A 26387-nucleotide genomic window follows, 5' to 3' on the forward strand; every position below is an offset into this window, starting at 1 on the left:
GCCTGCGCCGCGCCCGCCGGGACGCCGCCGCGCTGCCCGTCGTGCTCTCAGGCGCCAAGCCGGGCAAGCCCGGCCGCCACCGCAAGCCCGAACGCTCCCGGGGTGCGGGCGCCGTCCCGCAGGATCGTTCCGCCGCGACCACCGCCGCCGAACGCCGGATCGCCGCCCGGCTGCTCCTCGCCCACCCGCTGGTGACAGCCTCCGGGCCGCACGCCGACGGCTTCCCGCTGATCCGCCGTCACCGCGACTGGCTCGCCGAGCGCTTCGACACCCTGCTCGGCTACCGCCTGGCGGTCGGCCCCTGGCACGCCCGCCTGCACAAGGCCGGACTCGGCCCCGGCGCCACCCGCCGCCTCGAACACCCCGCCACCGGCGCCCCGTTCACCCCCGGCTGCTACGCGCAGCTCGCCCTCGCACTGGCCCTGCTGGTCGACGCCCCCGAGCGGCTCCCGCTGGACGGCCTGCTCGCCGCGATGGACGCCGTCCGTCCCGGCCCCGGCCCGGTCGCGCGGCCGGCGGACCGGGCCGAACTCGCGATGGCGTTCGCCGTGCTCGCCGACTGGCAGGTGCTCACCGACCTCCCCGCCGCGGCCCTCGCCGACCCGGCCGCCGCCGGTCCCACCGTGCTGACGGTCGACCGGGAACTCGCCCGCGCCGTCCCGGTCGGCCCGCCCGCGCTCGCCGACGACGCCACCGACCTCATCCGCCGCGCCGCCGAGGCCGAGCCGGGCACCGCCGTCCGCCGCCGCCTCGCCGAGACCCCGGCGGTGCTCGCCGCCGACCTGCCCGAGGACCAGCGCGCCTGGCTGCGCGACCACGGCCGCACCGGCCCGGCCGCGCTCGCCGACTTCCTCGGCCTGGAGGCGGAGCAGCGGGCCGAGGGCGTCGCCCTGCTCGACCCGGCGGAGGAGCTCACCGACCTCGCCCTGCCCGGCGCCGACACGGCCGCCCAGGCCGCGCTGCTGCTGGTCGAGCGCCTGGTCGAGGAGGTCAGGCCGCTCCCGGGCGAGACCGCGGGCACCGATGTGCCGGTCCCCGACGCGCTGATAGACGGCGTGCTCGGCGACATCGCCGACGAGTACGGTCTGCCGGCCGGCTGGCGCCGCGACTACCTCGCCGACCGCACCGCGCTGCGCCGCGACGCGCTCGACCTGCTGCACCGGATGGGCCTGATCACCCCGGCCCCGCGCGGCACCCGCCCCCCGGGCTGGCTCCTCCGGGCCCCCGCCGCCCGCTACGCGCCGGCCCCCGATCTTCTCCCCGCCCCCGGCACCGGCCGCCACTCCCGGCCCGACCCGGATCTCACGATCCCGGCCCCCACCGCCCCCCGGGCCGGCCAGCCGGTCTGATCCCGGTCCGTTGCTCCGGGCCGGTCGACCCGTGCGACGTCCGTCGGCCTGCGCGGGCGTCCCCGCCGCGCTTCCTCACCAGCCCCTCGGCCCCGGCACCGGTCGTCACCCGAGGTCCGACCCGGGGCCGACGATTCCCGCCCCCGAGGCCGGTCCACCCGCCCGGCCTCCATCGGCCCGCCCCCGGTCCCCGGGCGGAAGCAGGCGGGAGCAAGCACGGGAAAGCCCGCGCCGCAGCGGGGCGGGGCGGGCGATGGTGGGCCGTGGTGCGGCGGTGCCGGTGTGTCCGGTGGGGCTACTTCCGGACGGTCGCCGTGGCGGTGGCGACGGTGCCGTGCTGGACCGTTTCGACGGTGGCGCCGACACCGAGGATGCCCAGGGCGACGGAAGCGAGTACGGCGGAGCTGGCCAGGACGCGTCGGTGGCGCTTGGGCATGGGGAAGCGCGGGTCCTGGGAGGTCGCCGGAGGGATGGCGTTCATGGCAGGGAGGTTTCCAGGGCGGTGTTAACGATCGCTACGTGCGGGTGAAGTCCGGATGGGGGGTGGGCGTCGGCTTGGGCGACAGTTGCAACGCCGCAGGTCACGCCCGTGCCCCGGGGTGGGCGGCGGCCCGCCCCGGGGAGGTGGGGTTCACCCGGTCGGGGGACGCCGGTTCCCGCGCCGGGCGTCGGCCATGGCCTCGCCGACGGCGACCCGGACGGCGTCCCGCAGGCCGTGCGCGGGGTGGAAGCGGGACGGTCCGGCGGCGGGGTCGGTGCGCAGCTCCTTCACCAGCGCGACGCACAGCAGCAGCATCACCCCGACGAACGGCAGCGCGACCAGGATGGTGGCGTTCTGCAGCGCGGTGAGTCCGCCGGCCAGCAGCAGTGCGGCCGCGACCCCGCCCATCAGCACGCCCCACACCACCACCAGCCAGGTGCGCGGGTGGAGCGAGCCGCGGCTGGAGAGCGAGCCGAGGACGAGCGAGGCGGAGTCGGCGCTGGTGATGAAGAAGGTCATCACCAGCAGCACGGCGATCACGCTGGTCACGGTGCCGCCGGGGAGCGAGCGCAGCATTTCGAAGAGCGAGGCCTCGGCGCCCTGCGGGATGGTCTCGACGAGGTCGGCGGCGCCGGTGCTGTCGAGCCGGATCGCGGTGCCGCCCATGACGCAGAACCAGATCACGGTGGCCCCGCTGGGTACCAGCAGGACGCCGACCAGGAACTGCCGCACGGTGCGGCCGCGCGAGATGCGGGCGATGAAGGTGCCGACGAAGGGGGCCCAGGACAGCCACCAGGCCCAGTAGAAGATGGTCCAGGTGCCGAGCCAGTTCTCGTCCGTGAAGGCGCCGGTCTGGGTGGACATCGCGAGCAGGTCGGAGAGGTAGCCGCCGACGGTGGAGGGGATCGCGTCCAGGACGAAGACGGTCGGGCCGACCACGAAGACGAAGAGCATGATCAGCGAGGCCAGCACCACATTGGCGGTGGAGAGCCACTTCACGCCCTTGTGCACGCCGGAGAAGGCGGAGAGGACGAAGGCGGCGCTCAGCGAGGCGATGATCACCAGTTGGGTGCGCTCGGTGTTGCTGACGTCGGAGACGTAGCCGAGGCCGTCGGCCACCTGGAGGGCGCCGAGGCCGAGGCTGGTGGCCGAGCCGAAGACGGTCGCGAAGACGGCGAGCAGGTCGATCGCCCGGCCCGGCCAGCCGTCGGCGCCGCGCTCGCCGATCAGGGGTACGAAGGCGGCGGAGATCCGGTTGCCCCGGCCCTTGCGGAAGGTGGTGTAGGCGAGCGCGAGGCCGCCGACCGCGTAGATCGCCCACGGGTGCAGGGTCCAGTGGAAGAGGGAGAACTCCAGCGCCTGCTGGGCGGCGGCCGCGGACTGCGGTTCGATTCCGGAGCCGGGCTGCGGGGCGGCGAAGAGCTGGAGCGGCTCGCCGACGCCGTAGAACATCAGGCCGATGCCCATGCCCGCGCTGAACATCATGGCCACCCAGGCGAGGGTGGAGAACTCCGGTTCGTCGTCGTCCCGGCCGAGCCGGATCCGTCCGAAGCGGCTGAACGCGAGCACCACGGTGAGGGCGAGGAAGATGTCGGCGGCGACGACGAAGAGCCAGCCGAAGTTGTGCAGGACCCAGCCGAGGGCGGTGCTGGAGGTCCGGCCGAGGTTGTCCTCGGCGAAGATGCCCCAGGCGACGACCCCGAGCACCGCGACCGCGCCGATTCCGAAGACCACCCGGTCGACGGGGAGGGTGGCGGCGGGTTCGTCCGGCGGCCCGGCGGGCTGACTGGTCATGGGGTACCTCTCGCGGCGTACTGGCGGGCCGACGGCATGCGTCGGCGACATGATCTAAAAGGGATACATGTCGTACTATGTCCAGTCCTCGTCGGGAGAGTCGGGACGGCGCGCCGGGAGGCGGTGACCTGAGGGGCCGTCAGTCGGTCCGGGGCGCGACGGGCGGCGAGGGGCCGCAGGCGGGGTCAGGCCGCGACGGGAAGCGGGGCCGCCGGCAGCGGGGTGGCGGGCCCGGCGGTGTCCAGGTAGCCGGCCAGCGCGTTCCGGCTGCGGGTCAGCTCGCCGATCCGCGCGTCCAGTTCGGCCAGCTCGCCGCGGAGGGTGGCGAGCAGGTCCGGGCAGGACTCCAGGGCGGGGACCGGCCCGCTGGCGCAGGGGAGGATCCCGACGATCACCCGGGTGGGCAGGCCCGCCGCCAGCAGGCCCCGGATCTGCCGCACCCGGACCGTGTCGCCCTCGCCGTACTCGCGGTAGCCCCCGGCCGAGCGGGCGGGCCGGAGCAGGCCCTGCTCCTCGTAGTACCGCAGCAGGCGGGTGGACACCCCGGTCAGGCGGGCGAGTTCTCCGATGCGCATGACCGGGCGAACGCCGCCGCCCGGCCGGGTGTTCCCGCTGCGGGCCCGCCGTCGGGGATCAGGCGGCGGCCGGGTGGGCGGGGTGCTCCGCCAGGAACCCGAGCAGCAGTTCCCGCAGCTCGGGCAGCCGCTCGACCATCGGCAGGTGGCCGGCCGTCAGCTCGACCAGCCGGGCCCCGGGGATGCCCTCGGCCAGGGCGCGGTGCTGCTCCGGCGGCACCAGTCCGTCCTCGGTGGTGCTGACGACCAGGGTCGGTACCCCGATCCTGGCCAGCTCGGCGCGGACGTCGGCCCGGGCGGCCAGGTCGAACTGGGCGTGGAAGCCGGCCGGGAGCGGGGCGGCGGCCAGGGCGGTGCGCAGCTCGGCGAACTGCTCGGCGGGCAGCGCGTCCACCCAGGTCCGGCCGAACACCACGGTCAGCATCTGGTTGGCCATCAGCTCGGGGTGCCCGGCGAGGGCGGCCGCCTGGTCGACGAGCAGTCGGAACCGCTGTGAGCCGCCGGCCACCCCGGAGAGCAGCAGCAGCGAGCGGACCCGTCCGGGGTGGCGGGTGACGGCCCGGACGGCCACGGCGGCGCCGAGCGAGTAGCCGGCCAGGTCGAAGGTGTCCAGGCCGGCCGCGTCGGCGGCGGCCACCAGACGGTCGGCCAGGTCGTCGAGGGAGAGCTCGCCCGGTTCGGCGGGGCTGTCGCCGGAGCCGGGGAAGTCGGGGGCGACGACCGTGCGGCGGGCGGCGAGGTCCTCCAGCAGCGGGCCCCAGTTGTCGCGTGCGCTGCCGCCCGCGCCGTGGGCGAGCAGCAGCCCGGGGCCGCTGCCCAGGACGGTCCGGGCGAGCGGCGCGGCAGCGGAGGCAGGCAAGGCAGTGGAGGCAGCGGAGGCAGTGGAGGCAGCGGAGGCGGGGGAGGCGGGCGCGGTGGTGGGCCGGGTGGTCATGGCGGTGCTCTCCTGGGCGGGTCGTGCGGAACGGGCGGTCGGGGCCGGACGGCCGGACCGCTCCGCACGCTAGGAGTTCACACCGGTGTGAAGGTCAAGCCCGCCGCTCCGCCCGGGTCGCCCCGGCACGCGGGCACGCGGGCATGCGGGCAGGTCGGAGCGCGGGCCGGCCGGAGATCTGGCCCAGGCCGGCCCGCGCCCGCGTCGGGCCTCAGGCCGTGGACGTGACCTCGTACGGCGCCGGGCTCGGCGTCTCGTACGGGTTCAGCACCAGCCGCACCACGTCCTCCAGCCGCCGTCTGGCGTCGCCCAGCGTGGTGCGGCCGGTCACCCAGGCGGTCAGCTCGCCCTGCCAGGCATGGCCGACGATGTGCCGCACCAGGTCGCTGGCGGCGGCCGGCACCTCGTCGGCCATCACCGCCTGGAGCGCCGTGCTGTCGGCCCGGGCCATGCCCTGGAGCGCCTCGCTGGCGAAGGGGTCGGTGGAGGCGGCGACGGCCACCCGCAGCCGGGCGAGTTCGGGCTGCCGCTGGTAGGCGCGCATGCCCCCGCGGACGAACCGCGCCACCCGGTCCGTGGCGCCCAGGCCGGCGCGCGGTCCGCGCAGCTCCGCCACCAGGTCGGCCAGCAGCAGCCGGTGCCAGTCGGCGATCGCCGCCGCCAGCAGGTGGTCCTTGGAGGAGAAGTAGCGGTACGCCGTCCCCAGGGCGACTCCGGACCGCTCGCAGACCTGCTTCATCTGCAGCCGCTCGACGCCGATCTCGTTCACCAGGGCGAGCGCCGCCGCGATCAGGCTTTCGCGGCGTTCGAGCTGACGCGGAGACATCGCCTCCACCGGCCGTGGTGACAGGTCAACCTTGGTCACCCGCACCATGATACGGGCCGGGGCCGCTCAGGAATATGACGCCGACCGGCCGCCCGCCGTTCGCCCCTCGGTCACAGGGCGCGGGCGGGGCGGCGAGCGGCGGGCGCGGCGGGGCCGACCGGGCGGCGCGGCCGGACGGACCGGGTGGTCAGCGGGGCGCGACGAGGCGTTCGCGGATCAGCGCCTCCTGGACGGCGGAGGCCACCAGCCTGCCCCCGCGGTCGTAGAACTCGCCCAGCGCCAGCCCCCGGCCGTCCGAGGAGGACGGGCTGCGCTGGGCGAACAGCAGCCATTCGTCGGCCCGGAACGGCCGGTGGAACCACATCGCGTGGTCCAGCGAGGCCATCAGCAGCCGGGGCGGCTCGGTGCGCTGGAAGAAGTTCGGCTGGACGTGCAGCCCGGCGGTGGAGGCCAGGGTGAGGTCAGAGAGGTAGGTGAGGGCGCAGACGTGCAGCAGCGGGTCGTCGTCGGGCAGCGGGGAGCCGGCCCGCAGCCAGACGAACTGCTGCGGCATGCCGGGCACGGCCGGTGGCACGCCCGGCGCGTCCGGCGGGACGAAGCGCAGTTCCAGGGCGCCGAAGCCGCTGGCGGCCAGTGCGGCCCGGGCCTCGTCGTCCCAGTGCGCGAAGGCGTCCGGCAGCTCCTCGGGGCCGGGCAGCGCGGGGATCTCGCGGTGCCGGTCGGCGGCCGGCTCGGGGCGCTTGAAGGACGCCGAGAGGGTGAAGACGGTCTCCCCCCGCTGGAGCGCCGTCACCCGCCGGGTGGCGTAGGAGGAGCCCTGGCGGACCCGGTCGACCCGGTAGTCGATCGGGTGGCCCGGGTCGCCGGGCGTCAGGAAGTAGCCGTGCAGCGAATGCACCGAGCGGTCCGCCCCGATCGTCCGCCCGGCCGCCACCAGGGCCTGCGCGGCGACCTGGCCGCCGAACGCGCGCATCGGCGCCCCGGCGTGGCAGCGGCCGCGGAACGTGTTCTCGTCGAGGGTCTCGATCCGCAGCAGATCGGCGAACGGTCCGACCGTGTCGATCGCCCGTCTGTCCTGTTCGGTCAGCTCTGTCACGGGCCCATAGTGGCAGACCGGGGCGCCCCACCGGTGTGACGTGGGTAACCCGTCCGGGCGAACACGCTTGCTAGAACGTGTTCCATTGTCTCGATCCCGGGGAGGGTCGACGGCGGTGCGGCGCAGGGGCGGACGGGCCGCCGCCGGAGCCGGGACGGCCGATTGTCAGTGCCCTGACCTAGCGTTACGGGCATGTCGCAATCCGCACACGCGTACGCCTATCTGCGCCCGTCCGCCGTCCTCGACGGCGCGGCCGGCCGGAGCCTCGCCCTGGAGACGTCCGGCGGCGCCACCCCGCTGGGGGAGGCCGCCCACCCGCGGTTCTTCGCGGGTTTCCTGGCCGAGCCGGCCCCGGCCGCCGCCGCGCTGCTCGCCGTCGCCGACGTCGCCGCCGCCCGGTACTACCAGCCGCAGCTGCGGGCCTCGCTCGACCCGGTGGTCACCGCCAACGGCGACCGGCTCCGGTTCGAGTCCTTCTCCGGCTGCTGCGGCGTCTACGCCCGGCTGGACGTGCTCGCCGCCGGTCTGGACGGCGGCGAGATCGGCCACGGCACCACCAATGTCGACGTCAACAATCCGTTGCGAGAAGCACTCACCCGGATCGCTCCGGCCGAGCCGCTGCACCTCGCCGTCGGCCCGGACGCGCTGGAGGTCACCACCTTCGACGGGCCGGTCGTCGAGAAGAAGGTCCCGCTGCCCGAGCGCTGGCTGCGCGGCTTCGCCGAGACCCAGGTGACCGCCGCCGGCTTCGACCTGCGGGCCGAGCTGCCGGCCGCCGAGGCGGTCCGCTTCCTCCGCTCGCTGCCCCGCGGCGGCCGGGCCGGGGCCAGGACGGTCCAGTGGGTGGTGCCGGCCGGGCGGACCCTGCGGCCGACCACCAGGCCGGTCGCCGGTGCGGTCTGCCTGCCGGGGCCGGAGCGGCTGGCCGCCCTGCAGCGGGTGCTGCGGCACGCCCGGGCGCTGCGGATCTACGGCCCGCCGGTGGCCGGGGACGGCCCGACGGCCTCCGCCTGGGAGGTCGAGCTGCCGGGGATGCGGCTCACCCTCACCCTGTCGCCGGACGCCTCCCGGGGCTTCAGCGGCGAGGGCGGGGTCCTCGGGGCGCTGGCCACCGGCACCGCCGAGCCGGACGCCGACCTGGTCGCGGCGCTGCTCGCCTGGGAGCCGAGGATCGAGGTCGCCGAACTCGCCGAGCAGGCCGGCCTCACCCCGGCCCGGGTGCGGGCCGCGCTGACCAGGCTCGGCACCGCCGGGCAGATCGGCTACGACGTGGCCGAGGCCGCCCACTTCCACCGCCGGCTCCCCTACGAGGCGGGGCGGGCGGAGTCGGCCAACCCCCGGCTGAAGGCCGCCCGCGCGCTGGTCGCCGCCGGCGCCGTCCGGCTGGAGGAGGGCGGCGCGACGGCGGTCGTCACGGTGGACGACCACATCCAGCGGGTGCGGACGGAGGCGGCGGGCGCGGTCGGCTGCACCTGCCTCTGGTGGGCGAAGTACCGGGGCGGGCGCGGGCCGTGCAAGCACGTACTGGCGGTCGGCATGGTCCGCGAGGCGCGGGCCCACGGCGGCGGAGAGCAGGAGGGGACGCGATGAGCACGGGGACCATGACGGAGGCGCCGGCCGGGGCGGGCGCCGGGGCGGCGGCCGACGCCGTGCAGGCGGTGCTGCGGGCGGTCGACGAGGGCGCGACCGACCGGCTGCCGCGGCTGCTGGCCGCGCTCGGGCCCGCCGAGCGGCGCTCCTGCGTCCCGGCGCTCAAGGAACTGCGCCGGGCCAACCGCGGCGAGTGGACCAAGCCCGCCAACCAGCGGATGTGCGCGCTGCTGGTGGCCGGTGCCGGCTGCCACCCCGGCCCGGCCGGTGCGGCCGCCTGGATCGGCTCCCGGGACTTCACCGGCCGCTCCTGGGCCCGCCACCCCGCCCTGGCCGAGGTCGTCGAGGCCCAACCGGAGGAGTGGCAGATCGAGGTGGTGGGCCGACTCGCCGCCAAACGCGGCTCCGGCTTCAGCTGGGACCTCTTCCCGCTGATCGAGCGGGTGGTGCGGCGCACCGGCTGCACGGTGCCGGCCTCCGACGAGTTCACCGCCGAGTGGCTGCGCTCCGGGGCCGGCCGGGAGAACGGCCCGCGCGGCAGCGCCACCACCCTGCTGGAGCGGCTGCGGGCGGACGCCTTCACCCCGGTCCTGCTGCCCCGGGTGTTCGAGCTGGACGACGTCGCCTGGTCGCTCGACGCCGGGCTCGGCACCAGGCCCGGGGACAGCTGGCCGGCGGCGATCGCCGGGCTGGCCGAGGACGGCCCGATCGGGCGGGCGGAGCTGATCGACCTCTGCCTGGGCCGGCTGGTGCGCGGCGGCAGGGCCGCCGACCAGCGGGCGTTCCTGGGAGTCCTGACCGCGCTCGCGCCCACGCCGCAGGAGTACGCGGCCCGGGTCCGCGACCTGATGGCGCTGCTCGACGGCCTCTCCGCGGTGGCCGGGCACGCCCAGCAGGTGCTCGCCGGGCTGGACGAGGCCGGGCTGGTCGAGCCGGAGCTGGTCACCGAGGCCTCGGCGGTGGTGCTGTTCCGGGCCGAGAAGAAGCTGGTGCGCGCCCAGCTCGCCTGGCTGGAGCAGGCCGCGCGGAGCGCGCCGGAGCGCTCCGGGCCGGTCGCGCTCGCCGCCGCCGAGGCCTTCGGCCACCCCGACAGCGCCCTCCAGGAGCGGGCGCTCAACCTGGTCGCCCGCCGGCTGAAGGCCGCCGGCGAGGCCGTCCTGCCGGAGCTGCGCCTCGCCGCCGAGGCGCTCGATCCCGTCCACCACGCCCGGGCGGGCGCGCTGTTCGGCGCCGTGCTCGGCGGCTCGGGGGAGGACGACACCGCCTGGGACGAGCTGCTGCCGCCCGCCCCCGAGCCCGCCCCGCTCGGCGAGCCGCTCGCCACCCCGGCGGAGGTCGCCGAGGAACTGGCCGTCCTGCTGGCCGCCGGCCGGCCCGGCGTCGCCGTCTTCGAACGGGTCCTGGACGGCCTGGTCCGGCACGCCCACCGCGACCGCCCGGCGCTGGCCGGGGCGCTGGAGCCGGTGCTGCGGGCGCACCCGTGGCAGAACGTCGGCCGCTGGCAGGACTGCGGCCCGACCGACGCGCTCTACCTCGCCGCCGTGGTGGCCGGCCGGGTGGACCCGCACCGGCCCGGTCACATCTTCCGGAACAAGGGCCGGCACCCGCTGCGCGGCGAGCACAACACCGTGTACGGCACGGTGCTGGCCGCCCGGATCTCCGAGGCGGCCGAGCGGGTCGCGGCCGACCCGCTGCCGCTGCTGCTCGCCACGCCGACCGACGCCACCGGCGCGATCGCCGCGAGCGCGCTGGTCGGGCGGATCGCCGCCTACGAGGCCGCGGGCGCGGCGGCCGCTCCGGCCGACCTGAACGCCGCGCTGCTGCGGGTCGCCCCGACGGCGGACCCGGAGGTGCTGGCCGCCGCCGACCGGCTGGCCTCGCCCGCCGGGCGGTGGCTGGCCGGGTGGCTGCGCGCGGGCGGCCTGCCGGGCCAGCCCTCGGAGCGGGTGCTGTTCGCCCCGGCCCCGGCGTCGCTGCGCCCGCTGCGGTACTGGGACCGCTGGTGGGAGGCCCTGAAGCGGCTCGCGGTCGCCCAGCCCGGCAGCGGCGGACCGGCCGGTCCCGCGGGCGAGCGGCTCGGCCCGGACTTCCGGGCGCTGCTGGAGGGCACCGAGCCCAGCGTGGCCCGGGTCCGCAAGCAGGACGAGTGGCTCTGGGAGCCCACCGAGCACTGGGCCGCGATGCTCCCGCACCACCGGGAGGAGCTGGCGGCCCGCTGGCTGGACCGGTTCGCCGACTCGGCCGACCGGGAGCGGCGCGGCGCCGCCCGGATGCTGGTCGTGCTCGCCGAGGCCGGCGGCCCGGCCGGGCTGGCGCTGCACCTGGCGCTGGCCTACTGTCTCGGCGCGCGGTTCCCGGAGGACCGCACCGCCGCTGTGGACGCGCTGCTGGTGCTGGCAGCCCGGGGCGACCTGGACGGCGCCCTGCTCGGCCGCGAGCTGGGCGAGCTCGTCACGCTCGGGACGGTGAAGCCGAACCGGCTCGCGCACGCGCTGGGCACCGCCGCCGACACCGGGGCCTACGCCACCGTCTGGTCGGTGCTGGCCCCCGCCCTGCCCGCGCTGCTCGGGGGCGAGGCCCTGCGGGGCACCGCCGACGTGCTTGCGGTCGCGACCGCCGCCGCCCGCCGCTCGGGTGCGCGCGGTCCGGTCGCGGAGGTGACCGCCACCGCGGCCCGCCCCGGCGCCGCCCGTCTGGTGAAGGAGGCCCGAGCGCTGCGCGACGTCCTGGCCGGGGGCTGAGTCGGGGCACGGGCACCAGCGCGCCCGGAACGGCGGCGGCATCCCGTCCGAACCCTGCCCGACCCCGTCCGAGCTCGTCGGACCCCGTCCGAGCCCGTCCGACCCCGTTCGTCGCGGTCCGTCTCGGTCCGTCGCGGTCCGGCTCCCCCCGACGGCCCGTCACGGGGGCCTGCCGGGCCGGGCGGAACCGCCACACCCTAGGGTGGGCGGGACCCCTCCGCCGCGCCCGTCCGGAGCCTCCGTGCTGCACCTGCGTCTGATCGTTCCCGTCGACCTCCGCGACACCGTGCTGAAGTGCCTGGACGACTGCGTCGGGGTGACCCATGTGGTGGTGCTGCCCGACGCGGCCGTCCGCCCTGCGGGGGACGTCGTGCTCTGCGACGTCGCCCGGGAGTCCGCGGACGAGGTACTGGTCGGCCTGCGCGGGACCGGCCTGCCCGAGCGCGGAGCGATCGACGTCCAGGAGATCGGGCTGACGCTCTCGGCGGCCGCCGACGAGGCCGAGCGTCTCGCACCCGGCGAGGGCGCCGACGCGCTGGTGTGGGAGGCGGTCTCCGAGATCACCCACGAGGAGTCCACCCTCACCGGCGTCTACCTCGCCTTCCTCGCGGTGGCGACGATGCTGGCGGCCTGCGGGGCGGTGCTGGACAGCGCGATCCTGGTGGTCGGCGCCATGGCGGTGGGCCCCGAGTTCGGACCGCTGGCCGGGCTCTGCGTCGCACTGGTGCAGCGCCGGGCGCGCCCGGCGCTGCGCTCACTGAACGCGCTGGTCACCGGATTCGCGGTGGCGATGGCGTCGACCGTCCTGTTCACCCTGGTGATGGACGGCCTGGGGCTGTTCACCCGGGAGGAGTTCGACGCGGCACGGCCCAACACCTCGTTCATCTGGCAGCCGGACGCCACCTCGTTCGTGGTGGCCTTCCTGGCGGGCATCGCCGGACTGCTCTCCTTGACCTCGGCGAAGGCCGGGATGATGGTCGGGGTGGCGATCTCGGTCACCACCGTGCCGGCCGCCGCCAACGCGGCGGTCGCCCTCGGTTACGGAGACTTCCGGCAGTTCTGGGGCTCCAGCCTGCAGTTGCTGCTGAACCTGGCCGGCATCGTGCTGGCCGGGCTGCTCACCCTGGTCGTGCAGCACGAAGCCTGGGAGCGGATCCGCCGCCGGGCCCGGCGGGTCCGGCGGCCGCGCGCGGCCGGCTGAGCCCGGCCGCGGCAGCGCGGTGGCGGCGCGGCGCTCAGACCGGGACGCCGTCGTCCTCGGACGCCCGCCGCGGTCGGCGCGAACCGTCCGGGCCGGGCGACGCAGGCCCCGCTGTCGCGTCGGCGTCGGGCGGCACCGTCCCGGCCGTCGTGTCCGCCGACCCGTCCGGTACCACCAGCGCTGTGCCGTCCCCGGGCGGCGCGGCCACCGCCCGCCACCAGCGCCGCAGCGCGGGCGGTTCGACCGGTTCGAAGGGCTTGCCGGGGCGCGGCACCACCAGCCGGGCGCCCTGCGCCCGCGCGGCGGCGACCACCCGCTCGGCGGGCTCCTCCCACGGGTGCGGGGCGAGGTTGAAGGTGCACCAGTGGATCGGCAGCAGCACCTCGCCGCCGAGGTCGAGGTGCGCCCGGACACCCTCCTCGGGCGTCATGTGCACCTCGGGCCAGAAGTCGCTGTAGGCGCCGACCTGCACCATCGTCGCGTCGAACGGGCCCAGTCGGCGGCCGATCTCGGCGAAGCCCGCGAAGTACCCGGTGTCCCCGCTGTGGAACACGGTCCGGCCGCCGCCCGCCACCACCCAGGACGCCCACAGGAACAGCGGGCTGGTGCGCGGGCCGCGGCTGCAGTAGTGCCGGGCGGGGGTGGCGGTCAGGGTCAGTCCGGCCACCTCGGCCGACTCCCACCAGTCGAGCTCGACGATCCGGTCGGCCGGCACGCCCCAGCACTCCAGGTGCGCCCCGACCCCGAGCGGTACGGCGAAGGTCGCGCCGGTGCCGATCAGCGCCCGGACGGTCCCCATGTCGAGGTGGTCGTAGTGGTCGTGGGAGACGACCACGACGTCCACCCCGTCGAGTTCGGAGAGCGGCAGCGGCACCGGGTGGAGCCGTTTGGGGCCGGTCCAGGAGAAGGGCGAGCAGCGTTCGCCCCAGACCGGGTCGAACAGCACCCGGCGGCCGCCGATCTCGGCGAGCACGGTGGCGTGGCCGAGCCAGGTGAGGCGAAGGCCCGAGGCGGGCGGCTCGGCGAGGTCGACCGGGAGCAGCCGGTGCAGCGGCACGGCGGCGGCCGGGACCCGGCGGACGCGGTCGGCCGCCAGTTGGGCGCGGGTGATCTCCAGCGGGCTGCGCTCGTAGACCAGCCGGCGGGTCGGTACAGGGTTGCGGAAGGCGCCGTCGGAGAACTGCGGGGAGCGGTGGATCCGGGCCAGTCGTTCGCCCCGCGGCTCGGCGCCGAAGGCGTCCGTCCGGACCCGGTGCCAGGCCGCCCGGGGCAGCCCGGTCAGGCTGGACAGCCCGGTCCGGCCGGGGGGCGCGGTGAGGGCGGAGGACAGGCCGGGGACGCGGGAGTACCACGGGGCGGCTGGGCGGGGCACGGCACCTCCAAGGGCGGCGACGGATACCTGGCATGCCGGGGCGCGCACCGTCGGCGGGGACACCGGTCGGTACGACAACCATCTCGTCGGAGGTTACTCGTGCTCGGCCCTCCGGACCCGGCGAGCGGCGGCCGCCGTCCGCCGACCAGGGGCCTTCCCCTGTGATCAGGAGTAGAAACGGGTGATCGTCTCGGCGACGCAGTGCGGCTTGGCGCTCTCCGCGCTGGTGATGGTGAACCGGACCACGGCCTGCACCCCGCCGGACACCTCGGTGGCCGAGACGAGTTCGGCGGTGGCCCGGATCGCCGTCCCGACCGGCATCGGGGCGGGGAAGCGGACCTTCTCCGAGCCGTAGTTCAGCGCCATCCGGACGCCCTCGACGCCGTAGCACTCCTTGGCCAGCACCGGGATCATCGACATCGTGAGGTAGCCGTGCGCGATGGTCGAGCCGAACTGGCTCTCCTTCGCCCGCTCCGGGTCGACGTGGATCCACTGGTGGTCGCCGGTGGCCTCGGCGAACAGGTCGATCCGTGCCTGGTCGACGGTGTGCCACTGGCTGGTCCCCAGCTCGGTGCCGACGGCGGCGGTCAGCTCGGCGAGGGAGGCGAAGATCGTCACGGAGCGCTCCTGAGGGCGGGCGGGCGGTGCGACAGCGGTCGCGGTGCGGTGGTGCGAACTCCGCAGAGTATGCCTACTCGCCGGTCACCTGTCAGGGGTCCGCCGCAGGCGCCCGTCCTGGGCGGTCACGTGCTTGGTGCAGTCGGCCTCGGGCGTGCGGGACCCTCAGGCGTGCGGGACGGCGTGGCCGGACGCGGACAGCCGACGGCCGCTGATCAGTTCGGGCACCACCGCGACGAACATCGGGTCGGGCTCGTCGGTCCAGGGCCGCAGCCCGGAGCGCAGCGCGCGGAGGATCTGCTCCGGGTCGCGCAGGATGTCCGCCCGGCCGTGGACCAGCACGCTCCAGCCGTTGCGGGTGAGCGGGTCCAGCCGGTCGGCCTGGAAGGCGACGACGGTGCCGTCCAGCCCGCGCGCGGTAGCGCTGTCCCGGCGCACGGCGAGCAGCAGGCGCCCGTCCGGGACGACCTCGAAGGAGACCGGCAGCACGGCCGGGAGCGCGTGTTCGGTGTACACCACGCGTCCGACGGGCACGGTGCTGAGCAGGCGGAGGCACGCCTCGGCGCCGAGTTCCTCCGGTTCGTCGTCCAGTGCGTCGTCACGGTCCATGCGTCCGATCGTCCCCCTGCCGGGCGCGGGCGGACAGGGCCCATGGTCCTTGAACGGCAGGGCTTTGGGGCCGTCGTCCGGACGCGGACGGGCGACGGGGAACGCGCGGAGGGCAGCTGGAGGACGGCCGCGTCGGCCGGACTCGCCGAGAAGGCGGCGCCCGGAGTCCGGACGCCGACACTCCGGGGCGATAGCCTGCCCGGCGGTGGCACCGGGGCGCACCGGTTGTGCCGCGGGCCCGGAGCGGGCGGCGGAACGGTTCGGCGGCCCCGGAGGACCGGGTCCGGGGCAGGGGCAGGAGGGGGCGGTGCGGGTGGCAAGCGGGATCGATCTGGTGGTGATCGGCGCGGACGGCGGGCCGGACCGGGCTTTCGGCGGTTCGGCCCGGGCGGCCGAGGGCGCCCGGGAACTGGCCGAGGTGCTGCCCGGGATGTGCTTCGACACCGGTGCGGCCGACAGCCGGGTCACCGTGGTGGAGCCCGGCGCGGACGCCAACGCCATGCTCACCGCCGTCCGGGAGGCGGCCGCCCGGCCGGGCCGCTGGCTGCTGGTCTGCCTGGTGGGCCAGTTGGTGGCCGACCCGCGCGGCCGCCGGCTCGCCCTGGTCACCGCGGGCTCCACCGCCGACAACGCCTACCGGCGCGGGCTGGCCTGGGACTGGGTGGTCAGTGCGATGGTGCACGGCGACCAGGAGGAGGCGCTGCTGCTGGTCGACGCGGTGGTCGACAAGGACACCTGGGCGGCGCTGGAGCGCGGCGGCGGCGAGGACGGCGCCGGGGAACTGCTCAGCTACCCGAGGGTCCCGCTCTGGGGCCGGATCGGCCGGCACGCGCCCGCCCGCTACACCCCGGGCAGACGCGGCCGGGAGGCCGTCCTCCCCGGCGGCCCCGGGTCGTTCAGCCGCTCGCTCGCCACCGTGCTGCGGCAGGGTGTCCCGGGAGCGCCCGCCGCCGTCGGTCCGCACGACCTGCAGCCGGCCGTCGGTGCGCTGCTCGACGGCGGCGCCCCGCAGGAGGGGGACGGCGCCGGTGCGCCCCCGCGGCAGGGCGAGGCGCCGGGTGTGCGCCTGCTCGTACCGCCGGAGGGCGGGCGCCTGTTGATGCGCAATCGGGCCGCGATTCGGGGCGCATTGGCCGGATTGTCGCTTTCCGAAGAACTGTTGGCTCTTCTGTGGCGGGAAAGTGCCCCGACGGATCCTCCTTCCGCGTAAGGTCAGGAGGCCCCAGGTGTTGCCGTGAAGGCTCGGTTTGGCGAAGAATCGATGCTCGCGAGGCAACACCGGCGGGACTGCGGAATTCTTCTGGCGGCCCCGGACCACACACGGGGCCGGCTGCGACAAGGTGGGGCGATGCGGCAGCGCGGAATTGTGTTGCGCCCTGGGGCGGTTGGGATCGGTGGGGTGATTCTGGCGTTGCTGCTGAGCGGCTGTTCCAGCAGCGGGGCCGGGGGGTCCGCCGATCGACTGGGGACGAACGCGCCCACGGTTGCGGGGGTGACTCCGGTACCTCCTTCGGGTGGTTCGGCAAACGTCGGGAACGCGCCGACCGACGGCGTCGAAGGCGCCGCCGCACGCGATGCGGTGAGGGCCTATCAGGACTGGTGGAACGCCCAGGCCGAGGCCTATGCGCAGCCGGACTCGGACGGGTCGAACTTCAGCACCTTCGCGTCCGGACAGGTACTGACCGACGCGCTGGTCAACCTCAAGCAACTGCACGACGCCAAACTGGTGATGACGGGCACTCCGAAGAATTCCCCGACGGTGAAGTCCGTCGACATCACGGCCGATCCGAACACCGCCGTGATCGAGGACTGCCTGGACGTGTCCGGGTGGCACCAGGCGGACGCCGCGACCCGCGCGGTCATGGACCCGCCCGACCGGCTCACCCGGTACGTGGCGACCGTTTCGCTACGACAGTTCCGAACGCGTTGGCTGATCCACGAGTTCAAGCGGGAGGTGGGACGCACATGCTGAAGCCGGTACGACGATGGGTGATCGGCGCGCCGCTGTTCGCCGGATTACTGATGGCCCCGACGGGCACCGCCGTCGCGGATTCCACTCCCACCGGGGGTGCGACCCGCTGCCATGTGAACGTGATCTGCACCGGGACGAGCGAAACCACCACCAAGCCGCCCAAGGGCGGTGGCGGTGGTGGTGGGGGCGGGACCGGAAGCGGGCCGCAGGTGTGCACCTACAACGGCCGGGAGTTCGCCTGCAACAATCCGGAACTCGGTTGGTTCAGCGCCTCGACCGGCTGTTACTGGCGGCTCGCCAGTCCGCCGCCTGCGGCGAGCGATCCGGTCTGGAAGGGCCACAAGCCCGAGGACGGCGGGGTCTACAACCCGACCTGCGTCCAGGGCGACGGCACCCTCAGCCCCGGCCCGCCCGAGTTCTTCGCCCAGCCGCCCGCCGGTCCGCCGCCGGACAACCCGGTCGCGCTGGCCCACGACGCCGCCGACGAGATCGTCTTCCCGGACCCCGTGCCCGGCATCGCCCCCGAGGGCACCTCCGTGGTGGGCGTACCGGTCTGGTTCTGGCTGGCCAACCCGCAGCCCCCGGCCGCGAAGACCGTGCACGGCAACGTCATCGCCGTGACCGTCACTCCCCGGCTGAAGAGCCTGGAGTGGAGCCTCGGCGACCAGCTGGACCCGAAGAAGGAGACGGTCAAGACGTGCGTGGGCGCCGGAACCCCGTACGACCCGAAGTACGGCGCCACCCCGTCGCCGACCTGCGGCCATGTCTTCACGACCGGCTCCGGCACCCGTAAGGACGGCCTCTTCTACGGGACCCTCACCGTGCACTGGGTCGGCGACGTCACCATCACCGGCGGCACCCAGACGGTGGCGCCGATCGACCTGGAGACCAGCGTGCGGCTCCAGTTCCCGGTGGCCGAGGTGCAGGTCCTCAACTAGCGGGTCCTCGACCCGCAGGGTGCTCGGCCGGGTGACCGGACGACGCCGCAAGCACAGCACCGACCGACGAACGACGCGAGGAAGGCCGAAGCCCGGTGGAGAACCGTACCTTTGCCGCATCCGGCTCCGGCACGTCCGCCACGGCGACCGCGAGCAGCACCGCGCCCGCGCCCGTGGCAGTGCCGGAGCAGGGGCGCGGTGCCCCGCGCACCCCCGGGCGGGCGCTCGGCGCCCGGCGCAGGCGGCCCGCCGTGCTGGCCATGGCGGTGGCCCTGATAGCCGCCGGCGGGCTGGGCGGCGCGGTGCTCTACAACAGCACGGGCCAGCGGATCACCGTGCTGGCGCTTGCCCGTGACGTTCCGTGGGGTCAGGCGCTGACCGAGGGCGACCTGGTGACCGTGCGGATCGCGAGCGACCCGGCGCTCAAGCCGCTGGACGCGGCCGACCGGGCCAAGGCGATCGGCATGCGGGCCACCACGGACCTCCACCGGGGCGGGCTGCTCACCAGGTCGGACCTCGCGCAGTCGCTGGTCCTGAACCCGGGGCAGCTGCTGGTCGGCGTCGCGGCCCGGCGCACCCAGCTGCCGGCCACCCGGCTCCAGCCGGGCCTGCCGGTGATCGTGGTGTACACCTCGGACGGGGGGCGGTCGGAGACGCTCGCCGCCACCGTCTACAACGCCGGTCGGCCGGACAGCGACGGCAGCCAGGTGTTCGACGTCGTCGTCAACGAGGCGGACGCCGCCAAGCTGGCGGGCTGGGTGGCCACCGGGCGGATCCAGGTGGTGCTGGCCCCGCGCCCCTCCGCCGCCTCGCCCGGCGCGGCCGCCCCGGGCACGCCGGCCCCCGGTGCCACCGGCACCCCCGCCGCCGGTGCGCCGACGAGCGGTGCGGCGGCCCCGGCCGCCGTCTCCGGGGCGTCCGCGGGAACTCCGGTCGCCGGGACTCCAGCTGCCGGTGCGCCCGCCGCCGGACGCCCCGCGGCCTCGGGAGCGCCGACCGGGGCGGGTGGGAACTGAGATGGCCGTGATCGCGGTGGTCGGCGCCCCGGGGGCACCCGGCGCCACCACGACCGCGCTGGCGCTGCTGCTGGCCTGGCCGCTGCAGCCCGGTCGCCGCATCCTGCTGGTCGAGTGCGACCCGGACGGCGGCGCCGTCCTGGCCGGCGCCCTGGAGGGCCGGGTCGAGGCGGTCTACGGACTGCGCAACCTCGCCGTGGCCGACCGCCGGGGACTGCTCGCCCAGGCCCTCTGGGAGCAACTGATCGACCTCTCCCCGGCGGGCAACGCGGAACGCCTGCTGCTGCCCGGCCTGACCGACCCCACCCAGGCGCCCGGCCTCGCCTACACCTGGGAGCCGCTGATGGAGGTGCTGCACGGGCTGGAGCCGCAGGGCTACGACGTCATCCTCGACCTCGGCCGCTCCGGCGCCACCGGTACCAGTGCGGTGCTGGCCCGCCGGGCCGACGTGGTGGCCGCCGCCGTGCGCACCACCCTGCGCGGGCTGAGCGCGGCCCGGCCCCGGCTGGCCACGCTGGCCGAGGACCTCGCCTCGGCCGGTACCGGCGCCGACGCGCTGGGCCTGCTGCTGATCGCCGAGGGGCCGTACTCGGGGGCCGAGGTGTCCAAGGAGTTCGGGCTGCCCGTGCTGGGCCTGCTGCCGCACGCGCGGCGCACCGCCCAGGTGCTGTCGGACGGCGGGGACGTCACCGACCGGCGGTTCGTCCGCTCGGAGCTGATGCGCACGGCGCGGTCGGCGGCGGACGAGATCCAGTTGACGGTCCGGCGGCGGCGCCAGCGGCTCGCTCCGGCGGCGGCGGGGCCCGCGCAGCTCGGGCCGGGGACAGCTGCCGGGCCGGGGACGGGTACCGGGCCGGTGGCGGAGGCCGTCGGGCTGACGGCGGTGCCCGGCGCCGGGACGGCCGCACCGGCCGGGCCGCAGCAGCCGGACGCGGCCGGGTCGGGGTACGGGTACGTCCGGCCCGCGGCGGCGGCCTCGGCCCCGCAGCCCGCGCCGACGTACCAGCAGCAGGCGTACCAGCAGTCGTACCAACAGCCGGGACAGCAGCCGGGACAGCAGGTGTACGAGCAGCAGGCGTACGAGCAGTCGTACGGCCAACAGCCTTACGGGCAGCAGCCGTACGAGCAGCAGCCGTACGGGCCGGTGCCGCCCGTGATCACCACCGGCCCGGTGGCGCCGCTCGCCGGGCTCGCGCCGCAGCCGGCCGCCCCGGCGCCGTTCCCCGGGCACGGGCAGGCCGGCCAGCCGTACGCCGACCGGGCGTACCCCGGGGGCCCGTACCCCGAGGCCGTGTACCCGGGCGCCCCGTACCCCGACAGTCCTCACCCCGGCGGCCCGTACCCGGAGCCCGGATCGTCCGCCCCCGCCCCAACCCCCGCCCCCGCTCCCGATGCCCGGGACCAGACCGTCGACGGGGAGGTGCTCCGTGCGCGGTAGTCCGCTGCACCAGCAGCCCGCGACCGACCCGGCCGCGCTGCCCTGGTCGACGCCACTGCCCGGCCCGGTCGGGCCGATGACCACCGGCCGGGTCACTCCCGGACCCACAGCCCCCGGCCCGACAACCCCCGGCCCGGTGGCCCCGGGCCAGGCCGCCGCGCCGGCGGCTACCGTTCCCGCCGCCGCGGCCACACCCACCGCCGTCCCCTCCGCGCTGCCCTCGCTCGACCGGCGCGGCGCCGGCACCCGGCCCGCCGTCGACCCCGCGGTAGCGCGCGAGCTGAAGCGCCAGGTCGCGGCCGAACTGCACCAGCAGATCACCCGGTTGACCTCCGGATCCGGTGGCGAGCCGGATCGGGCCACCCGTCGTCAGCGCGGCCGCGCGCTGATCGAGGAGGCCGTCGCCCGCTGGTCCGACGCCTACGCGCAGACCCACGGCATCCCGCCGACCCGGGAGCAGGACCGCGCCCTCGCCGAGGCCGTCTTCGACCTGCTGTTCCGGGCCGGCCGGCTCCAGCCCTACCTGGACGACCCGGACATCGAGAACATCCTGGTCAACGGCTGCGACGACGTCTGGGTCTCCCGGGTGCACCAGCCGCTGCGCCAGGTCCCACCGGTGGCCGACAGCGACGCCGAACTCGTCGAACTGCTCCAGGACCTGGCCCGCCAGCACGGCGGCGGCGAACGCTCGCTGTCCACCGCCAGCCCGACGCTCGCCCTGCGCCTGGAGGGCGGCATGCGCCTCCAGGCGCTCACCGAGGTCACCCCGCGCCCGTACGTCGCGATCCGCCGGCACCGGGTGGCCTCGGCGACCCTGCCCGAGATGGTCCGGCTCGGCGCCGTGGACGGCACCCTCGCGGCCTTCCTGGCCTCGGCCATCCGGGCCCGGAAGAACGTGATGATCACCGGCACCCAGGGCGTCGGCAAGACCAGCCTGCTGCGCGCGATGGCCGCCGAGATCCCGCCGGACGAGCGGGTCGGCACCCTGGAGTCGGAGTTCGAGCTCTGGCTGCACACCCTCGGCCACCTCCGCCAGGTCGTCCCGATGGAGGCCCGGGAGGGCAACGGCGAGCGGGTGGAGGGCCGGTCGGCGGGCGAGCTGACCATCGGCGACCTCATCCCGGCGGCGCTGCGGATGACCCTCTCCCGGATCATCGTCGGCGAGGTCCGCTCCGGCGAGGTCGTCCCGATGCTGCGCGTCATGACCAACGGTGAGGGCGGCTCGATGTGCACCCTGCACGCGCGCGGCCCGCACATGGTCGTCGACCGTATCGCCGAACTCTGCCTGGAGTACGGCTCGCACATGACCGACGCGCTCGCCTACCGGCTGACCGCCAACGCCGTGGACTTCATCGTGCATGTGTCGATGGTCGACGAGACGCACGTCGGCGGCCGCCGGCACCGCTTCGTCTCGCACGTCCTGGAGGTCGCGGGCCTCGGCGAGAGCGGCCGGCCGGCGCTGAACACCGTGTTCGGGCCGCGCCCCGAACTGGGCGAGCCGCGCGCCGTCCCGCACACCCCGCCGCAGTGCCTGGACGACCTGCGCCGGGCCGGTTTCGACGCGGCGCTGCTCGGCTCCCGCTACGGCAGCTGGGCCGAGCCGCTCCAGCTGCGGATCGGCGGTGGTGCCCGATGATGCCGCTCTTCGTGCTCTGCGGCCTGGCCGTCATGGCGGGCCTGGTCGCGCTGGTGGCCTGGGCGCGCGGAAGCGACCCGGTGGAGGAGGGCGAGCGGGAGCCGTTCAACCCGCTGGCCTCCCGGCTGCACGTGTTCTGGTACGGCGCGCCCGGCACGGCGTCCGAACGGATGGCCCGCCAGCGGCGGATCCAGTTGCCGCTCGCGCTGATCGGGGCACCGCTCGGCTGGCTGTTCAGCGGCATCCCGCTGACCGTGCTGCTGGTTCCGCTGGCGGTGTTCGGCCTGCCCTGGCTGTTCGAGGCCACCCGTTCGGACACCGACCGGATCGAGCGGCTGGAGGCACTCTCGGAATGGACCCAGCGGGTCGCCGACGTGCTGCTGCTCGGCGTCGGCCTCAACCAGGCGATCGTCACCAGCCGCCGCACCGCGCCCGCCGCGATCGAGGCCGAGATCGGCGAGCTGGCCGCCCGGCTGCAGGCGCGCTGGCGACCGGAGGAGGCGCTGCGGCTGTTCGCCGACAGCCTGGCCGACGCCACCTCGGACAAGGTGCTCGCCGCCCTGGTCCTCCGCTCCGGGGACAGTGGCCCCGGCCTCGCCCGGACACTGGCCGACATGGCCGAGTCGGTCCGCGAGGAGGTGCGTCAGCGGCGCGTCATCGAGGCCGACCGGGCCAAGCACCGCACCACCATCCGCTGGCTGGTCGGCATCATCCTGCTGGTCGTCACGGTGGGTTCGTTCAACTCCGAGTACACCGCGCCCTACAGCTCGGTGCTCGGTCAGATGGTGCTCGGCGTGGTCTGCGCGCTGTTCGTGGCGGTGATCGCCTGGATGCGTGCGCTGGCCTCGTACCCGCCCGTGCCGCGGCTGCTGGAGGCCGACCGGCGCAGCCGGACCGTCCGGTCGCGGCGGCGCCGGGGTGACGACACTCCGGACGGCGCAGCCGGTCCGGTCCCCGCCGACGGGGCCGAGGGTGCCGTTCGCATGCTCGGGGAGGCCCGATGATCTCCCCGTGGTCCGTGCTGGCCGGTGCCGTCGCGGCGGGCGGCCTCGCCATGCTGATATCCGAACTCCGGCCCTCGCCGCCCGATCTGGGACAGGCGCTGGACCGGCTGCACCGCACCCCGGCCGACCGCACTCCCGATCCGGACGAACGGCCGCGCTGGTTCGACCGGATCGGCGAGCGCTCGGTCAACCTGCGCGGGGTCCGGATCCCGGAGCGCGAACTCGCCCTGATCGGCCGCACCCCGGCCCGGTTCATGGCGCACAAGCTGCTCTTCGCCCTGCTCGGTCTGGTGCTGCCGCCGTACCTGGTGGTGGCGGCGCTGGTGGTCGACCTGGAGCTGCCGTTCACCCTCCCGCTGGTGGTCGGACCGCTGCTGGCCGGGCTGCTCTGGTTCGTCCCGGACGTGATCGTCCGGGGCGAGGCCAAGGAGGCCCGGGTCGAGTACCTGCACGGCATCGCCGCCTACCTGGAACTGGTGGCGATGGAGCGGGCCGCCGACCTCGGTCCGGCCGAGGCGCTGCGCCGGGCCGCCGCCGTCGGGCGCGGCACGGTGTTCCGCCGGATCCGGGACTCGCTGGAGCGGGCGGCAACCGACCGGTTGCCGCCCTGGGACGGACTGGACGCTCTGGCCGAGGAGTTGGGCCTGACCCCGCTCCAGGACCTGGCCGACATCATGCGGATCTCCGGTACCGACGGCGCCGCCGTCTACGACACCCTGCGGGCCCGGGCCAAGGGCCTGCGGGGCGAACTCCTGGCGGAGGACCTCGCCCGGGCCAACTCCGACAGCGAGCGGATGGTCGCGCCCGGGTCCGCTCTGACCCTGCTGATGACCGTCCTGATCGTCTTTCCGGCGCTGTACAAGATGCTCAACTGACCCACCCCGTCGCGGAGGTCAGCGCCTCCGTCACCACACCTCACCCCTGGGAGCAGTTCATGAAGAAGCGAATCGACCAACTGACCGTGCTAGTGATGGGGGTGCTGTTGCTGCCCCTCCAGTTCGCCCTGGCGATGTTCCACTTCCGGATGGGCCGCGCCAAGGCCGCCCGGGCGCGCGGGGACAAGGGTGCGATCAGCATCGAGCTGGCGCTCGCCATCATCGCGCTGGTGGCCGTCGCGGGCATGGTGGTGGCGGCCCTGTACGGCCTCAAGAAGAAGGTCGTCGACAAGGTCAACGAGAACCCGCAGTTCGACGGTGGCGGAGCGGCCACGCCGTGATCGACCGTCGTCGTGTCCGCCGGTCCGACCGGGGGGCGATGAGCCTGAGCCTGGCCATCGTCTTCCCGGTCGTCCTGGCCCTGCTGCTGACCGTCGTGCAGACCGGGATGTGGTGGTACCACCGCCAACTCGCGCTGACGGCTGCCCGCGAGGGCGTCGACGCGGGCCGGACGCAGGGGAACCGGACCGACGAGCAGAAGGACCAGGCGGCACGCCGCCAGGCCGAGGACTTCCTGAACCGGCAGGGCGACAAGGACCACCGGGTCGTCACCGACGGCAGCACCCCGGTGCTGATCAGGGTCACCGTCGAGGTGAAGGCCCCGGTGATCATCCCGTTCATCACCCCGCCGACCGTCACTCAGTTCGCGGAGGCCCCGCGCGAGCGCTTCGTCGCGCCGGTGGTCCGGTCGTGAGCGGCGCGGTGCGGTGGTGGCTCTCCGCGCGCTCCGTCCGGCCCGTGCACCGTACCGGCCGGACGGAGCGCGGCGGGCGGTGGAACGGGTTCCTCGCCGGCCGCACCGCCCGGTCCGGGCGTGGGCGGGACGGCGGCAGCGTGGCGATCGAAGCGGCGATCGTCGCGCCCGCCGTGGTCGCGCTGATCCTGGTCGCGGTCGCGGCGGGCCGGGTACAGACCGCCGGCGGCACCGTCGAGGCTGCGGCCCGCTCGGCGGCCCGCACGGCGTCGCTGGAGCGGGGCGGCCGCGCCGCGATGGACACCGCGGCGAAGAAGGCCGCCGCGGACGCCATGCGGCAGCAGGGTGTGCACTGCAAGAAGAGCAGCGTCACGGTCAAGCACGGCAAGCGCAGCAACCAGGGCGTCGATTGGGAGACGGTCGAGGTGACGGTGACCTGTGAGGTCTACCTGGCGGACCTGATCGGCGGACCGAACGTCCTCCCGAAGACGCTCACCGGCTGGTTCGTTTCCGTGGTCGACCGGTACCGGGGTCCGTGAGGGCCGGTTGCGCTCCGGCGGGGCGCGCACGGCCTGCGGCACCGGGGCAGGGCGGGAGAACGGGTCGAGTGCGGCGAGTGGACCCAGTGCGGCAAGTGGACCGAGTGGATGGAGAGTGTGTCGGGTCGTGGGGCGGACGGTGATGGGGCTGTGACGACGATGCGGCCGGACGGGGATTGGAGAGCCGTCGGGCGGGGGAGACGCAAGCGGAGGGCGTCCGGGGGAGGGCGGCAGAGCCGGTGGGGAGGGAAGGCGATGGAACGCGCAGGCACGGTCCGGCCGTTCCGGGCCCGGCTCGGCGGCAGGCCGGACCGCGGGGCACTGTCGATCTTCGTCGCCATCTGTGCGGCTGTCGTAGTGGTGGTCATTGCACTGGTCGTCGATGCCGGCGGCAAGTTGCGGGTCGCCGAGCGGGTCGACGCCTACGCCCAGGAGGCCGCCCGGATGGCCGGCCAGCAGCTGGACGAGGCTGCCCTGTTGCGGGGGGAGGGATACAAGCTGAGGGCACGGCAGTACGTCGAGGCCGCGGCCAACGACTACCTCGCGCTGTACGGCCTGTCCGCCTCCCGCGTGGACTTCTCCCCGGACAACACCACCGTCACCATCACGGTGCAGGCCGAGTTCCGCCCCGTCATGCTGGGTGAGTTGGGCAAACGGAAGATCACGGGCAAGGGGAGCGCCACCCTCGTCCACGGAGTCAAGGAAGCGGAGACCGCCTGATGGCCGCGCCACGCGCCAAGGACCAGACCCGTGCCGGGCGTCCGGCCCGGGGAGCGAACGCCACCCCCGCGTCCGGCCGGCGGCCGGCGCCGCTGCCGTCCCATCGGGCCGGCGGCGGCCGTCGGCGCGGCCGGGGCGGCGCCGTACTCGCCGCGCTCGCGGCCCTGATCACCCTGCTCGTCCTGATGGTCGGCGTGCCCGCCCTGCTGCTGTACGGCACCCGGTCGGTGGCCGACATGGGCGAACTCGCGCCCGACGGCATCGGCGCGCTGCTGACCAGCCCCGACGACGGGCGGCTGTTCCTCTGGC

The 26387-nt window shown here is 75.6% G+C and carries 26 protein-coding genes; 17 read left to right on the forward strand and 9 right to left on the reverse strand.

What is annotated here, in order from left to right:
• Positions 1–1349, forward strand: a 1349-nt coding sequence (locus tag BI06_RS04075; RefSeq protein WP_051740202.1) for a DUF2398 family protein, incomplete at its 5' end; no start/stop codon positions are given.
• Between the two features lie 295 nt (positions 1350–1644).
• On the opposite strand, the gene BI06_RS04080 is transcribed toward BI06_RS04075, so the two are convergent.
• From BI06_RS04080 to BI06_RS04105, 6 genes are all read right to left on the reverse strand, one after another.
• The gene (locus BI06_RS04080; RefSeq protein ID WP_030392070.1) at positions 1645–1830 is read right to left on the reverse strand and encodes a hypothetical protein; all 186 of its coding nucleotides are present in this window, start codon (positions 1828–1830) and stop codon (positions 1645–1647) included.
• Positions 1831–1980: 150 nt separating this feature from the next.
• Positions 1981–3624, reverse strand: coding sequence for a BCCT family transporter (locus tag BI06_RS04085; RefSeq protein WP_051740203.1), 1644 nt, complete (start codon positions 3622–3624; stop codon positions 1981–1983).
• A gap of 185 nt (positions 3625–3809) precedes the next feature.
• Positions 3810–4199 (reverse strand): MerR family transcriptional regulator, encoded by a 390-nt coding sequence (locus BI06_RS04090; RefSeq protein ID WP_043465109.1) that lies wholly within the window; start codon positions 4197–4199, stop codon positions 3810–3812.
• Positions 4200–4257: 58 nt separating this feature from the next.
• Complete coding sequence (locus tag BI06_RS04095; RefSeq protein ID WP_082558247.1) at positions 4258–5133, reverse strand: alpha/beta fold hydrolase; 876 nt, start codon at positions 5131–5133, stop codon at positions 4258–4260.
• A gap of 211 nt (positions 5134–5344) precedes the next feature.
• On the reverse strand, positions 5345–5998 hold the full coding sequence (locus tag BI06_RS04100; RefSeq protein ID WP_030392074.1) for a TetR/AcrR family transcriptional regulator: 654 nt from the start codon (positions 5996–5998) through the stop codon (positions 5345–5347).
• A gap of 148 nt (positions 5999–6146) precedes the next feature.
• Positions 6147–7055, reverse strand: coding sequence for an acyl-CoA thioesterase II (locus BI06_RS04105; protein ID WP_233289996.1), 909 nt, complete (start codon positions 7053–7055; stop codon positions 6147–6149).
• A gap of 192 nt (positions 7056–7247) precedes the next feature.
• Between BI06_RS04105 and BI06_RS04110 the strand changes: the two genes are divergently transcribed.
• The 3 genes from BI06_RS04110 to BI06_RS04120 all read left to right on the forward strand — a co-directional run bounded on the left by BI06_RS04110 (position 7248) and on the right by BI06_RS04120 (position 12587).
• Positions 7248–8645 (forward strand): SWIM zinc finger family protein, encoded by a 1398-nt coding sequence (locus BI06_RS04110; protein WP_030392076.1) that lies wholly within the window; start codon positions 7248–7250, stop codon positions 8643–8645.
• On the forward strand, positions 8642–11386 hold the full coding sequence (locus BI06_RS04115; protein WP_051740205.1) for a DUF6493 family protein: 2745 nt from the start codon (positions 8642–8644) through the stop codon (positions 11384–11386). Before BI06_RS04110 ends, BI06_RS04115 begins: the two co-directional genes overlap by 4 nt.
• 241 nt (positions 11387–11627) lie before the next feature.
• Complete coding sequence (locus BI06_RS04120; protein ID WP_030392078.1) at positions 11628–12587, forward strand: DUF389 domain-containing protein; 960 nt, start codon at positions 11628–11630, stop codon at positions 12585–12587.
• 34 nt (positions 12588–12621) lie between these two features.
• On the opposite strand, the gene BI06_RS04125 is transcribed toward BI06_RS04120, so the two are convergent.
• From BI06_RS04125 to BI06_RS04135, 3 genes are all read right to left on the reverse strand, one after another.
• Positions 12622–13869 (reverse strand): MBL fold metallo-hydrolase, encoded by a 1248-nt coding sequence (locus tag BI06_RS04125; RefSeq protein ID WP_082558320.1) that lies wholly within the window; start codon positions 13867–13869, stop codon positions 12622–12624.
• Positions 13870–14124: 255 nt separating this feature from the next.
• Complete coding sequence (locus BI06_RS04130) at positions 14125–14577, reverse strand: MaoC family dehydratase (protein WP_043465112.1); 453 nt, start codon at positions 14575–14577, stop codon at positions 14125–14127.
• Positions 14578–14742: 165 nt separating this feature from the next.
• Positions 14743–15186, reverse strand: a complete 444-nt coding sequence (locus tag BI06_RS04135; protein ID WP_030392080.1) for a pyridoxamine 5'-phosphate oxidase family protein — start codon at positions 15184–15186, stop codon at positions 14743–14745.
• 307 nt (positions 15187–15493) lie between these two features.
• On the opposite strand from BI06_RS04135, the gene BI06_RS04140 reads away from it, so the two are divergent.
• The 13 genes from BI06_RS04140 to BI06_RS50270 all read left to right on the forward strand — a co-directional run.
• Positions 15494–16396: a hypothetical protein gene (locus BI06_RS04140; RefSeq protein ID WP_030392081.1), complete on the forward strand. Its 903-nt coding sequence runs from the start codon at positions 15494–15496 to the stop codon at positions 16394–16396.
• Positions 16397–16585: 189 nt separating this feature from the next.
• On the forward strand, positions 16586–17158 hold the full coding sequence (locus tag BI06_RS04145) for a hypothetical protein (protein ID WP_149030251.1): 573 nt from the start codon (positions 16586–16588) through the stop codon (positions 17156–17158).
• Positions 17152–18096, forward strand: coding sequence for a hypothetical protein (locus BI06_RS04150; RefSeq protein ID WP_149030252.1), 945 nt, complete (start codon positions 17152–17154; stop codon positions 18094–18096). The genes BI06_RS04145 and BI06_RS04150 overlap by 7 nt, the downstream gene beginning before the upstream one ends.
• Before the next feature lie 95 nt (positions 18097–18191).
• Positions 18192–19112, forward strand: a complete 921-nt coding sequence (locus tag BI06_RS04155; RefSeq protein WP_051740208.1) for an SAF domain-containing protein — start codon at positions 18192–18194, stop codon at positions 19110–19112.
• Between the two features lies 1 nt (position 19113).
• Positions 19114–20550 carry a hypothetical protein gene (locus tag BI06_RS52240; protein WP_063794909.1) on the forward strand — a complete coding sequence of 479 codons (1437 nt, stop codon included), beginning with the start codon at positions 19114–19116 and terminating at the stop codon, positions 20548–20550.
• Positions 20540–22186 carry a CpaF family protein gene (locus BI06_RS04165; protein WP_233289997.1) on the forward strand — a complete coding sequence of 549 codons (1647 nt, stop codon included), beginning with the start codon at positions 20540–20542 and terminating at the stop codon, positions 22184–22186. The genes BI06_RS52240 and BI06_RS04165 overlap by 11 nt, the downstream gene beginning before the upstream one ends.
• Positions 22183–23190 (forward strand): type II secretion system F family protein, encoded by a 1008-nt coding sequence (locus BI06_RS04170; RefSeq protein ID WP_043465115.1) that lies wholly within the window; start codon positions 22183–22185, stop codon positions 23188–23190. The genes BI06_RS04165 and BI06_RS04170 overlap by 4 nt, the downstream gene beginning before the upstream one ends.
• Positions 23187–24065 (forward strand): type II secretion system F family protein, encoded by an 879-nt coding sequence (locus BI06_RS04175; protein ID WP_043465118.1) that lies wholly within the window; start codon positions 23187–23189, stop codon positions 24063–24065. The genes BI06_RS04170 and BI06_RS04175 overlap by 4 nt, the downstream gene beginning before the upstream one ends.
• Before the next feature lie 59 nt (positions 24066–24124).
• A complete protein-coding gene (locus BI06_RS04180) occupies positions 24125–24406 on the forward strand; it encodes a hypothetical protein (protein WP_043465120.1) in 282 nt (93 codons plus the stop codon).
• A gap of 38 nt (positions 24407–24444) precedes the next feature.
• Positions 24445–24819: a TadE/TadG family type IV pilus assembly protein gene (locus BI06_RS52245; RefSeq protein WP_051740210.1), complete on the forward strand. Its 375-nt coding sequence runs from the start codon at positions 24445–24447 to the stop codon at positions 24817–24819.
• Positions 24820–24863: 44 nt separating this feature from the next.
• A complete protein-coding gene (locus BI06_RS04190) occupies positions 24864–25358 on the forward strand; it encodes a TadE/TadG family type IV pilus assembly protein (RefSeq protein WP_158516376.1) in 495 nt (164 codons plus the stop codon).
• A 255-nt stretch (positions 25359–25613) separates the two neighbouring features.
• On the forward strand, positions 25614–26078 hold the full coding sequence (locus tag BI06_RS04195) for a hypothetical protein (RefSeq protein ID WP_051740211.1): 465 nt from the start codon (positions 25614–25616) through the stop codon (positions 26076–26078).
• Positions 26078–26387 (forward strand): hypothetical protein (locus BI06_RS50270; protein ID WP_043465123.1); only part of this gene is annotated, 310 nt, incomplete at its 3' end. The genes BI06_RS04195 and BI06_RS50270, both read left to right, overlap by 1 nt.

The sequence above is a fragment of the Kitasatospora sp. MBT66 genome (assembly GCF_000710405.2).
GTDB classification, from domain to species: domain Bacteria; phylum Actinomycetota; class Actinomycetes; order Streptomycetales; family Streptomycetaceae; genus Kitasatospora; species Kitasatospora purpeofusca.

What these genes read in the sequence shown, in the direction of transcription:
- BI06_RS04080 (WP_030392070.1), bottom strand. Translation starts at nt 1,830, where the DNA reads ATGAACGCCATCCCTCCGGCGACCTCCCAGGACCCGCGCTTCCCCATG.
- BI06_RS04085 (WP_051740203.1), bottom strand. Translation starts at nt 3,624, where the DNA reads ATGACCAGTCAGCCCGCCGGGCCGCCGGACGAACCCGCCGCCACCCTC.
- BI06_RS04090 (WP_043465109.1), bottom strand. Translation starts at nt 4,199, where the DNA reads ATGCGCATCGGAGAACTCGCCCGCCTGACCGGGGTGTCCACCCGCCTG.
- BI06_RS04095 (WP_082558247.1), bottom strand. Translation starts at nt 5,133, where the DNA reads ATGACCACCCGGCCCACCACCGCGCCCGCCTCCCCCGCCTCCGCTGCC.
- BI06_RS04110 (WP_030392076.1), top strand. Translation starts at nt 7,248, where the DNA reads ATGTCGCAATCCGCACACGCGTACGCCTATCTGCGCCCGTCCGCCGTC.
- BI06_RS04115 (WP_051740205.1), top strand. Translation starts at nt 8,642, where the DNA reads ATGAGCACGGGGACCATGACGGAGGCGCCGGCCGGGGCGGGCGCCGGG.
- BI06_RS04135 (WP_030392080.1), bottom strand. Translation starts at nt 15,186, where the DNA reads ATGGACCGTGACGACGCACTGGACGACGAACCGGAGGAACTCGGCGCC.
- BI06_RS04150 (WP_149030252.1), top strand. Translation starts at nt 17,152, where the DNA reads ATGCTGAAGCCGGTACGACGATGGGTGATCGGCGCGCCGCTGTTCGCC.
- BI06_RS52240 (WP_063794909.1), top strand. Translation starts at nt 19,114, where the DNA reads ATGGCCGTGATCGCGGTGGTCGGCGCCCCGGGGGCACCCGGCGCCACC.
- BI06_RS04170 (WP_043465115.1), top strand. Translation starts at nt 22,183, where the DNA reads ATGATGCCGCTCTTCGTGCTCTGCGGCCTGGCCGTCATGGCGGGCCTG.
- BI06_RS04175 (WP_043465118.1), top strand. Translation starts at nt 23,187, where the DNA reads ATGATCTCCCCGTGGTCCGTGCTGGCCGGTGCCGTCGCGGCGGGCGGC.
- BI06_RS04180 (WP_043465120.1), top strand. Translation starts at nt 24,125, where the DNA reads ATGAAGAAGCGAATCGACCAACTGACCGTGCTAGTGATGGGGGTGCTG.
- BI06_RS52245 (WP_051740210.1), top strand. Translation starts at nt 24,445, where the DNA reads ATGAGCCTGAGCCTGGCCATCGTCTTCCCGGTCGTCCTGGCCCTGCTG.
- BI06_RS04195 (WP_051740211.1), top strand. Translation starts at nt 25,614, where the DNA reads ATGGAACGCGCAGGCACGGTCCGGCCGTTCCGGGCCCGGCTCGGCGGC.